Origin of the sequence: Sulfurimonas sp., assembly GCF_019429335.1 — a bacterium.
Taxonomy (GTDB): domain Bacteria; phylum Campylobacterota; class Campylobacteria; order Campylobacterales; family Sulfurimonadaceae; genus Sulfurimonas.
Genome location: NZ_JAHYJB010000023.1, coordinates 18,639 through 28,842 on the forward strand (window position 1 = coordinate 18,639; position 10,204 = coordinate 28,842).

At 37.2% G+C, this 10,204-nt stretch carries 11 protein-coding genes; 9 read left to right on the top strand and 2 right to left on the bottom strand.

Annotated elements, in window-relative coordinates; genetic code table 11:
- Nucleotides 1-19 precede the first annotated feature (19 nt).
- Both K0A91_RS07970 and queF read left to right on the top strand, forming a co-directional pair.
- Complete coding sequence (locus tag K0A91_RS07970) at nt 20-1,435, top strand: GGDEF domain-containing protein (RefSeq protein WP_295009657.1); 1,416 nt, start codon at nt 20-22, stop codon at nt 1,433-1,435.
- 1 nt (nt 1,436) lies between these two features.
- A complete protein-coding gene (gene queF / locus K0A91_RS07975) occupies nt 1,437-1,814 on the top strand; it encodes a preQ(1) synthase (protein ID WP_295009658.1) in 378 nt (125 codons plus the stop codon).
- A gap of 69 nt (nt 1,815-1,883) precedes the next feature.
- Here queF and K0A91_RS07980 read toward each other — a convergent pair whose 3' ends face one another.
- Nucleotides 1,884-3,134: a CCA tRNA nucleotidyltransferase gene (locus tag K0A91_RS07980; protein WP_295009659.1), complete on the bottom strand. Its 1,251-nt coding sequence runs from the start codon at nt 3,132-3,134 to the stop codon at nt 1,884-1,886.
- A 139-nt stretch (nt 3,135-3,273) separates the two neighbouring features.
- On the opposite strand from K0A91_RS07980, the gene typA reads away from it, so the two are divergent.
- Together typA and K0A91_RS07990 are read left to right on the top strand one after the other, a co-directional pair.
- A complete protein-coding gene (typA, locus tag K0A91_RS07985) occupies nt 3,274-5,076 on the top strand; it encodes a translational GTPase TypA (protein WP_295009660.1) in 1,803 nt (600 codons plus the stop codon).
- Nucleotides 5,077-5,192: 116 nt separating this feature from the next.
- A complete protein-coding gene (locus K0A91_RS07990) occupies nt 5,193-5,447 on the top strand; it encodes a hypothetical protein (protein ID WP_295009661.1) in 255 nt (84 codons plus the stop codon).
- 9 nt (nt 5,448-5,456) lie between these two features.
- Here the strand turns inward: K0A91_RS07990 and K0A91_RS07995 are convergent, their stop codons facing one another.
- A complete protein-coding gene (locus K0A91_RS07995; protein ID WP_295009662.1) occupies nt 5,457-6,386 on the bottom strand; it encodes a bifunctional methionine sulfoxide reductase B/A protein in 930 nt (309 codons plus the stop codon).
- A 155-nt stretch (nt 6,387-6,541) separates the two neighbouring features.
- Between K0A91_RS07995 and K0A91_RS08000 the strand changes: the two genes are divergently transcribed.
- The 5 genes from K0A91_RS08000 to K0A91_RS08020 are packed head-to-tail and all read left to right on the top strand — an operon-like array spanning nt 6,542 to nt 10,026.
- Nucleotides 6,542-7,564 (top strand): ribonucleotide-diphosphate reductase subunit beta, encoded by a 1,023-nt coding sequence (locus K0A91_RS08000; RefSeq protein WP_295009663.1) that lies wholly within the window; start codon nt 6,542-6,544, stop codon nt 7,562-7,564.
- Entirely contained in the window at nt 7,551-8,291 is a 741-nt protein-coding gene (locus tag K0A91_RS08005) for a carbon-nitrogen hydrolase family protein (protein ID WP_295009664.1), read from the top strand. The genes K0A91_RS08000 and K0A91_RS08005 overlap by 14 nt, the downstream gene beginning before the upstream one ends.
- Nucleotides 8,284-8,922 (top strand): protein-L-isoaspartate(D-aspartate) O-methyltransferase, encoded by a 639-nt coding sequence (locus K0A91_RS08010; protein WP_295009665.1) that lies wholly within the window; start codon nt 8,284-8,286, stop codon nt 8,920-8,922. Before K0A91_RS08005 ends, K0A91_RS08010 begins: the two co-directional genes overlap by 8 nt.
- 50 nt (nt 8,923-8,972) lie before the next feature.
- Entirely contained in the window at nt 8,973-9,806 is an 834-nt protein-coding gene (locus K0A91_RS08015) for an FAD-dependent thymidylate synthase (protein WP_295009666.1), read from the top strand.
- Nucleotides 9,807-9,810: 4 nt separating this feature from the next.
- On the top strand, nt 9,811-10,026 hold the full coding sequence (locus K0A91_RS08020; protein ID WP_295009667.1) for a hypothetical protein: 216 nt from the start codon (nt 9,811-9,813) through the stop codon (nt 10,024-10,026).
- Nucleotides 10,027-10,204: the final 178 nt, after the last annotated feature.

The following is a 10,204-nucleotide window of genomic DNA, read 5'->3' on the forward strand; positions in this document are numbered from 1 at the left end:
GATGCTATAAAAAAACTACATGTTACTTCCGCAAACCAAAGAGAGAGAGTACCGTTTTAAGTTAGCACTTAGAATGGTACTTCCGATTTTTGCTCTTGTTATCGCTTTGATTTTTCACACCTTTACAACAAGCCAAGATACACTCAGCAGCTCTTTTTATATAGAATCCATCTTGGTTTTGGTATTTAGCATCTATTTTATCTTCTACCTTATCTATAAAGGTTTTGATACAAAGATAACGGATAATATTTCAAAAGCTTTTACCAGAGAGTACATGTACGATTTTTTAAATAAAGAGCTGCGAAATTCTAAAGAGTACACACTTTTGCTTATAAGCATAGATAACCTTTATGAGATAAATGAACGCTACGGCATAAAGAATGGGGATAAGATACTTTATGAAACAGTTTTATGGATAGCTGAATATTTTAAAACAAAAGATATATATAATTTTCCCATCGGACATATAAAAGGTGGAGATTTTATAGTAGGATTAAAAGGGAATAAGAACCAATACAAAACCGTTATGGAGCTGATGTGCCTCAAGAGTGAAGAGTTTAAAATAGATGACATTGAAGTACAGATATCAGGCGCTATAAACGATATAGCTTTTTCAAATAATCTTGATTATCTTATAGAAAATCTTTTTGAAATGCAAAGTAAAAAAAGAGACTCAAAGATTATGCTAAATCAAGAGAGCGAAATAAATCCAAGCGATTTGGAGTACTTTGTAATAAATGCTATAAAAAGAAGAGATTTAACTCTTATAACTCAAGATGTTTTTGAAAAAGGAAATAAAATCCTAAAAGAGTGTTTTATTAAACTTAATATGCCTGATGGCAAGCTCCTGCATCAAAAAAACTATATGAAAATATTGGATAAATTAAGATTGATGCATGAGTATGATTTGATGGTTTTGGAAAAAATAGTAAATATCTGCAAAAAAACAGATAATGAAAACTATGCCATTACTATATCGCCGACATCAATAAGAAACCCGATAGTTTTAAACAAAATAAAAGAGCTCTTTTATAAAAATAAGTGTGTAAAAGGCAGGGTAACGTTTCTTTTTAGTGAGAGTGAATATTTTCCTAAAATTGATAAATTCAATGCAGTCCTACAACAATTAAGGGATGAGGGAATTTTTATCGGCATCGACAGACTAGGCTCACTCCATACAAGTTTTTTATATCTGAGGGATTTAAACATAGATGTAGTCAGATTTGACACTTTTTACAGCAGAGATATAGATGAAAACAGAAGCAAATACATTATTAGCGGATTTAACACAATGGCACATGAAAAAGGTGTTAAAACTTGGATAAAGATGGTTGAAAATAAGAGTGTTGTCAACATGGCACAAGAGTTGAAAATAGATTATATTCAGGGCAAATATATTGCACCTTTGGAAAAAAATTTAAAAATTAGGAGTTAGTATGAAATACGGTGAAAAGATTGTTAGTGAGTTTGACGTAGAGAAAGATTTGGAGATTTGGCCAAACGAGCATAAGAGAAACTACCTTATAAAGATGACTCTTCCTGAGTTCTCATGTCTGTGTCCAAGAAGCGGATATCCAGATTTTGCAACGATACACTTAGAATATACGCCTGATGAGTGGGTTGTTGAGCTAAAAGCCATAAAACTATATATAAACTCATTTAGAGAGAGACATATTTCGCATGAGAACAGCGCAAATGAGATATACACCGTTTTGGAGGAAAAGTTAAAACCAAAATATATGAAAATTGTGGCTGATTATAACCCAAGAGGAAATGTTCACACTGTTATAGAGATAGAGAGCCTAAAAATTTAGTTATTATATACAGAATGAGCAGAGCCCACTCTTGTGGCAGAGACATCTTGTCTCTTGCAACCCCTAAAGCTATATAAAACAAGCTTTGTGAGATATATATTCTTTTAACCAGAGCAGCGCTTCATCATAACTTTTGAAGTCACCTTTCATTTGAGCTTCGTAAGCCACATCTAAAATTTTTGAAAATATTGGCGAAGGTTTAAGTCCAAACTGCAAAAGCTCTTTGCCGCTTAAAAGCTGAGGGAGTTTTTTATCTAGTATATTTAAATCTTTTGCTCTATTGTAGACCTCTTCACCGGCTTTATATATTTTTGAGTCATTTTTTGCAAAATATATTGCGCTGCTTAAAATAAGAAGTTCCTCTATGTTTGCCTCTGCAGATAGTTTATAGAGCAGATAGTCGTTAAGATTGTTTAAATATATATTCTCTATTTTGTTATGAAATTTTACCAACAGAAGAGTCCTCTTAAAAAGCTCTTTCTCATTGCTGAGTTTTGATATAAAATCTTCTGCCTCTCTTTGTTCAAAGTTATAACAAAGCCCCGCTAACATTAAAACAAGATTTGTCTGACTGTTGGCCGTCAGCCGCTTTGCTATCTCATCAACTACATCAAGATTATCGGTGTAAATATCTGTACCAAACTCTTTTAAAAGTACAAATCCAAGTGATGGTTTGCGCGATTTTAAAAGAAGTTTCTTTATCTCCTCAAACACCCTCTCTTTTGGCAATTGGGCTAACATATTTTTTGAAACCATATCCCTACATGTTAAAAATAGATTCTGCTCTATTTTAAGCTCAAACCTCGCACAAAACTGGGCGGCTCTTAAAACTCTTAACGGATCCTCCGCAAAACTCTTTTTATCTACCGCTTTTAATATTTTCTCTTTTAAGTCGCTTATACCATTATATGGGTCGAGCACTTTTTTCTCTGCAACGTCATATCCTATAGCGTTAATTGTAAAGTCTCTTCTTGATGCGGCAGCTTTAAAGTCAAGAGTAGAATCAACAGTAACCTCAAACCCGCGATGTCCTGACTCAATTTTGCTGTCTCTTCTTGGAAATGAGAAGTCCAAATCATAATCTTCAAACCTCAGTTTGCAAACTCCGAAGCTTTTTCCTACAATATTAACAGCGCCAAATTCCTCTAGTATCTCTTGGAGTTTTTTAAAAGTGATGGCTCCGTAAAGCTCTATGTCTATATCTTTAGATTCTATTTTTAAAAGAGAATCTCTGATAAAGCCACCTACAATAATAGGCTTTATATCATAACTCTTTAATCTATCAAATATGGGATTTAATTTTTTTGGATAATTAGTCATGTTCGCTTCGATGCTTTATATGTTTTGCGTGCTATATGTATTATATCACTACTTTTACGTTTGTATAACTTTTATTTGGGTATAATCGCGAAAATTTTATCTTGGTTTCATTTTTTAAGAGACCAAAGAAGGAAGCCTTGTGCAAAAGATTAGAAATATTGCAGTAATTGCCCATGTTGACCATGGAAAAACTACACTTGTAGACGGACTGTTAGAGCAGTCAGGAACATATGCCGCTCATGAGCAGCACGAAGAGAGAGCTATGGACAGCAACGCTTTAGAAAAAGAGCGTGGTATTACAATTCTTTCTAAAAACACTGCAATTCGCTATAAAGATTACAAAATCAATATTATTGATACTCCGGGTCACGCCGATTTCGGTGGTGAAGTTGAGCGTGTTTTAAAAATGGTAGACGGCGTTTTGGTACTTGTTGACGCTTACGAGGGTGTAATGCCTCAAACAAAATTTGTTGTTAAAAAGATGCTTGCACTTGGAAAAAAACCAATCGTTGTAATTAACAAAATAGATAAGCCTTCGGCAGATCCGGAGCGTGTTGTAGATGAGATGTTTGACCTTTTTGCTGCAATGGACGCGACAGAAGATCAATTAGATTTCCCGGTTATTTACGCTGCTGCACGTGATGGTATTGCAAAGCTTGATATGTCTCATCCTGATGGAAACTTTGAGTGTATCTTTGAAACTATTTTATCTCAAATTCCTGAGCCAAAGGGTGATAGAGAAAATTCAACACAAGCACAGGTATTTACGCTTGACTACGATAACTATGTAGGAAAAATCGGTATCTCTCGTATCTTTAACGGCGTAATCAAAAAAGGCGATAACGTTATGCTTGCAAAGGCAGACGGAGAGCTTGTAAAAGGTAAAATAAGTAAACTTATCGGTTTTCATGGTCTTAACCGTATGGAGATTCAAGAGGCTGAAGCGGGAGATATCGTTGCATTTGCAGGTTTAGAAACTGTAGATGTAGGAGATACTATTTGTGATCCTGCAAATCCGATGCCACTTGACCCAATGCACATCGAAGAGCCGACATTGACTGTTGTCTTCTCTGTAAACGACTCTCCGCTTGCTGGTCAAGAGGGAAAACACGTAACATCTAATAAGCTTAAAGACAGACTTGAAGCTGAGATGACAACTAACGTTGCCATGAGACTAGAAATTGTAGGCGAGGGTAAATTTAAAGTTTCAGGACGTGGTGAGCTTCAGATTACAATTCTTGCTGAAAACATGCGCCGTGAAAATTTCGAGTTTGGCGTATCTCGTCCGGAGGTAATCGTTAGAGAAATAAAAGGTGTTAAGTGTGAACCATTTGAGCACCTTGTAATCGATGTTCCAGAAAACTTAAGCGGTGCGGTAATTGAAAAACTTGGCAAGCGTAAAGCCGAGATGAAATCTATGGTTCCAATGGGACAAGGTTTCCAAAGAATCGAGTTTGAAATTCCTGCTCGTGCGCTTATTGGATTTCGTGGGCAGTTTTTGACAGATACTAAGGGTGAGGGTATTATGAACCACTCATTCTTAGAGTTCCGTCCATACAGCGGAAGCGTTGAATCAAGAAGCTACGGCGCGCTTGTATCTATGGAAAATGGCGAAACGCTTGCATATTCTCTATTTAACATTCAAGATCGCGGTGTTCTTTTCATAGGACCGCAAACTAAAGTATATGAAGGTATGATTGTTGGCGAACACTCACGCTCAAACGACCTTGTAGTAAACGCAATCAAAGGAAAAGCTCAGTCAAACGTTCGTTCATCAGGTGCTGATGAGGCGATTAAGCTTGTTCCGCCTCGTGACATGTCGCTAGAGCGCGCGTTGGAGTGGATTGAAGATGATGAACTTTTGGAAATTACGCCCAAGAGTATCCGTATCCGTAAAAAATATCTAACAGAGAGCGAAAGAAAGAGACATACTCGCAAATAATCAATAATCTTTATGCCTGCTCTTTTTGGCAGGTATAAAGCCCCTCTATATAATGAATCTCAATTATTTTTTTCTAACTGTGTTATACTTTTAACAAACGACAAAAAGGATAAAAAATGGACGGTTCATTGTACCCTGTCTCACTGTTGGTTGTTGCCGTAATGGCTTTTTATTTTTACAGAACCAACAATGTTAAATTGATGCTGTTTGCACTAGTAGTCGGCATATATATTATCTATTCTCACAACACTGGAGTCACTATAACAGATTATAAAAATGAAGTGGTTGATTCAATCAGCGACTCAGCAACAGAATTTGTAAAAGAGCGTAATATTGAGGGGTATAACGAGTCTAAAAAAGTAGTAAAATAAAATGTTTTACTACTTAAATCTTTTTACATATCCGTGGCAGTATGGCTTACTCCCCTTTTTGTCGTAGTAGTCCTGATGTCCCTCATCAGCTGCGTAAAATTCACTTTTTTGCAATATTTTAGTAGCTACTTTATATCCATTGGCTTCAAGTTTCTCAATAAGACTTTGAGCTATTTTTCTCTCCTCTTCACTGCTCACAAACAGTGCCGAGAGATACTGCTCTCCGATATCAGGTCCCTGACCGTTTGTCTGGGTAGGGTCATGTATCTCAAAAAATGTTTTGGCAATCTCTTCGTATGAGATTATAGCGCTCTCATACACAACCTCTACAGTTTCAAGGTGACCTGTGTTTGAACGGACAACCTCATAGTAGCTTGGGTTTTTAACATGCCCGCCCATAAAACCGGATATTACCTCTTTTACACCATGAAGCTTTTGAAGATAGTACTCAACACCCCAAAAACAGCCTCCTGCAAAGTATGCGTACGAGAGCTTTTCATCTTTGATATCAGGCTTTTTTACGAGATTTAGCGAAATCGAGTTTACGCAGTGTCTTGTATTTTTTGAAGTAAAACCTTCTCCTTCAAATACGTGACCCAGATGCGCACCGCAGTTGGCACAAACTATCTCAACTCTTCTGCCGTCGCTATCAGGAACCCTTTTTACGGCTCCCTCTATTGCATCATCAAAGCTCGGCCATCCTGAGCGTGAATCAAACTTATTGCTAGAGTCAAAAAGCGGTGCGTCACAAACCTTACATGTATAAATACCTCGTGACTTTTCGTTTGTGTATTTACCTACAAACGGGCGTTCTGTTCCCTTGTTTATAATCACATGCTTCTCTTCATCACTAAGCTGTTCTATCTTTTTTGTCCATGGTTTTAAATCAGTTGCATTCATTGTTGTAATTATAAGCATGAAAAATATAAAAATTTTCACACACTACTCCTTATTTCAGTTATTTAAGACAATTATAGGCGGTAAAGTTATATTAAAAAATAGTCTATTTTAACTATATTGATTTATAAAGTTAGTTTTATGAAAACAAAATATTCATAAAGATATAATCATAAACTAAAATTTTAGGAGAAGAGATGAACAGAAAAAAAATATATAATCCTGAATCAACTGAAAATGTAAATGATAGAAGAATATTTGGTGGAAATCCGACAGGCATATTTGAATTAAATGATATAAAATACCAGTGGGCGTATAATCTTTGGGAGATGATGTTAAACAACACATGGTTTCCAAAAGAGGTCGATATGACCCGTGACGTTAGCGACTACAAACAGATTACACAGACTGAAAAGGATGCTTACGACAAAGCCCTTTCGCAGCTTATTTTTATGGATTCTCTGCAAACAAACAACATCATGGACAATATAAATCCTTATGTAACATCTCCCGAAATCAACCTGATATTGGTACGCCAAGCTTTTGAAGAAGCGCTCCACTCTCAAAGCTATGCGGTTATGGTTGACAGCATCTCGGCAAACTCAAAAGAGATATATGACCTCTGGCGCAAAGATATGATGCTAAAGAACAAAAATGACGCAATCGCGGCAGTTTATGAGGAACTCTCTAAAAATCCTACAGAGCACAATTTCGTAAAAGCGTGTTTTGCAAACCAGATTTTAGAGGGTATCTACTTTTACAGCGGTTTTACCTATATCTACACGCTTGCAAGAAGCGGAAAGATGTTAGGAAGTGCGCAGATGATAAGATTTATTCAAAGAGATGAAGTCACACACTTGGTTTTGTTTCAAAATCTTATAAATTCTCTTAGAAAAGAGAGACCTGACCTATTTACTGAGCAGTTAAAGAGCGAAGTTGTTGCGATGTTTAAACAAGCTGTAAAGCTTGAATCTGACTGGGGAAAATATATAACCGGCGGTCAAATATTGGGACTTACAGACGCTATTTTAGAGCAGTATATTCAATATCTTGCAGACGATAGACTCGCTTCGGTAGGGTTTCCTAAACTTTACAATGTGACTAACCCGATAAAATGGGTTGATGACTTCTCAAAATTCAATGACCAGAAAACAAACTTTTTCGAAGGAACGGTCGCAAACTATTCAAAAGGAAGCCTAAGCTTTGATGACGACTTCTAAGGAGGGTGGGTACAAGCTCTGCTCGCTTCTTTTCGAGACAATTAAAGAGTACAGTGATAACCTCAAAACGCTTTTGGAGCTTATAGGCAAAGCACCTGAAAAATCCCTAATTGTAGCTCCTGAAGTGTGTCTGAGTGGTTTTGATTATCAAAACTATGAAAAAGCTCTCGAATTTTCACATGTAGCAAGCGAAGCACTCAAAAAAGCTTCAAAAGATAAGATAGTAATTCTTACAATGCTCCAAAAGAGAGGGGACGAGGTTTTTAATTTTGCCAAAATTTTTCATAACGGAGAGATTGTTTATGAGAGAGCAAAGGCAAAACTATTCCGTTTTGGTGACGAGCAAAAGTACATGTCAGAGGGAAGCAGTGAAGATGTAAAGATTGTAGAGATTGATGGCATAAAGATAGGCATCTTAATCTGTTTTGAGCTTCGGTTTAAAGATTTTTGGCAAAAACTAGAGGGGTGTGATGTTATAGCAATTCCATCTTGGTGGGGTGCTTTAAGAGATGAGCATTTCAGAGTTTTAACCCAGAGTCTTGCGATTATAAATCAGTGTTACGTTGTTGCAAGCGACTCCCAAAATGAAGAGTGCACAAAATTAAGCGGAATTATAAGACCACATGGAGAGGATGAGCGAAACAGAGACAGAGCTTGCCTTGAGATGGAGTATAACAAGAAAGAGATTCTCTCAATGAGAAGATATATGGATGTAGGCATTGGATAGAATTACAGCAACCAAAACAGCAAAATTAGCCGAAGAGTGTCATAAAAAATTCTCTCTGAGCCAGAGCGTTAAAGACGCCATTGCCAAAACAAACAGAGAAGAGTTTGTCCCTGCCGGTTTTAGACATAACGCTTACAAGCTAGACGCTCTGCCGCTTGGTTCGGCTCAGTGGATAAGCTCTCCGCTAACGGTAGCCAAGATGACGGAGTACCTTCTGCCAAAGGGTGCAGACAGGGTTTTGGAGATAGGGTGCGGAAGCGGTTATCAAGCAGCAGTTCTGTCTCATCTTTTTCGCGGTGTTTTTACAATCGAGAGAATTGAGCCGCTGATATTAGAGGCAAAACTAAAGTTTAGAAAACTGGGTCTTGGCAATGTCCATACAAAACTCGATGACGGTCAAAACGGCTGGGCGCAGTATGCTCCTTATGACAGGATACTCTTCTCTGCCACTGCAAAACAGATACCTGCAAAACTCTTTGAACAGCTTCGCGACGGCGGGATTTTGGTAGCTCCAATGCAAGTTGGCTCGAAGCAGATAATTACCCGTTTTAAAAAAGCAGGAGCTTCTATCTCAAAAGAGGAGCTTGAGGCGTGTGATTTTGTTCCTGTTTTAGACGGGATTCAGAAGTGACTCTAAGCTTATTGTTGTAAAATAATATGAATATAAAGCAGGATAAATTTATGGAAGAGATGTATGGCATAAAATATTCAAAACCTGAAGTAGTTTTGATGCAAGATACAGGAATAGGTGTTGCAGAAGCAGCAGCTAGAACTTGTTATGATTCATTCGAAAATAGCGAAAATGAGGCTATCAAATATATAGAGAATCATATGCCCGATGATTCTACATGTAAAAAATTAAATGAGATAGAGAGCTCAAATCTCTTAAACGATTTGGCGTGGACCCATTTTCACCACTCTATTTTGGAACATGCAAATTTAAGTTTTTTAGTAAGGGGAACCAGCAGAGGCGTGCTTCAAGAGCATGCGCGACACCGTATTCAGGCAATAAGTGTTCGAAGTACGCGTTATACGATGAGCTCGGTTATAAATGCTTTTGTCGCTTCGCAGACAAATAGTGATAGAGATTTTTTTATAAGCAAAGTTTTGGGTTTTGATATGTTTGTGACTTGTGATGAGCACTACAATAGAATCGAAATCGGTGCGATGTATGATAAGCTCGTATATCAATCAAAAACAGTGAAAGATTTTAACGCAATGGCGGTAGCAAAGAGCTCTTTGGGGCTTTTAGAGGAGTATAAGGACAATGCCGAGGTTCTATTTGAAGTACTTGAAGCAGGGAAAAAGAAGCGCAATGTCGGAGACGCTTTTAAACACATTATTACCGATAATGTAAAAGTAGATATGGTTGTAACTTTTAATTTACGAAGCTTGAAGAACTACTTTACACTTAGAGACAGCGGTGCGGCATATTTTCAGATTAGGTGGCTGGCGCAGGAGATGATGAGAAAGACTCCGTCAAAATATTTAGATTTAATAATAAGAAGAGGGTAGATTTATGTGGAAATATATTTTAATAGGCGCTTTTTTATTTAGCGGGTGCTCGCAGTTTGAGTTTAATTTTGCAATGTGTGAAAAAATCGGGCCAAATGATGATCCGCAGATGATTGAAAAATGCAGAAACTACAATGAAGAAGAAGCGCAAAAAGCGTTTGACAAAACAAAAAAAGATTCTACGACAATCCCAGAAGATACGATAGAGTTTAAACAATAATATGGAGAGAATATAATGAGTGTGCCAAGCAAAGCTAAGGCAATCAAGCTAGACAATCCAGCCCCAATAAAGGTTAGCCGCCAGTTGGGTACCAAACTACACAGATTAGGAGGTAACAAATAGTCTGAAGCTGTAGTAAGGGAGTTTATCAGCCACAATGCTTCGGCGTGAAGGTATT